Here is a 527-nt window from a genome sequence, read left to right on the forward strand (position 1 = left end):
GCCCAGTGCGACGAGGAATTCCTCGAGACCAACGGCATCATCAAGGGCGCGATGAACCTCATCGACACACAACGCGCCGAACTGCTCTACAGCCGCATGGGTCCGGCGATCGAAGCGTCCGGCGGCAGCGCCGGCAACACGGCGGCCGGCGTCGCCAGCTTTGGCGGCCGCGCGGCCTTCTTCGGCAAGGTCTCCAACGATGCGCTGGGCGAAATCTACGCCCACGACATCCATGCGCAGGGCGTCGCCTTCGGCACCACGCCGCTCAAGGGTGAGCCGCCGACGGCGCGCTCGATGATCTTCGTCACGCCCGACGGCGAGCGCTCGATGAACACCTATCTCGGCGCCTGCGTCGAGCTTGGCCCTGAGGATGTCGAAGCCGACAAGGCGTCCGGCGCCAAGGTCACCTATTTCGAAGGCTATCTGTGGGACCCGCCGCGCGCCAAGGAGGCAATCCGCCAGACGGCGAAGCTGGCGCACGCGGCAGGCCGAGAAGTGTCGATGACGCTATCGGATTCGTTCTGCGT

General features: G+C 66.4%; 1 protein-coding gene. It reads left to right on the forward strand.

Annotation, left to right across the window (positions count from 1 at the left end; genetic code table 11):
- A partial coding sequence (locus tag EN780_RS37230) for an adenosine kinase (RefSeq protein ID WP_133372999.1) occupies positions 1–527 on the forward strand: 527 nt, incomplete at both ends.

It is taken from the genome of Mesorhizobium sp. M4B.F.Ca.ET.089.01.1.1, from assembly GCF_004022605.1.
Taxonomy (GTDB): domain Bacteria; phylum Pseudomonadota; class Alphaproteobacteria; order Rhizobiales; family Rhizobiaceae; genus Mesorhizobium; species Mesorhizobium abyssinicae.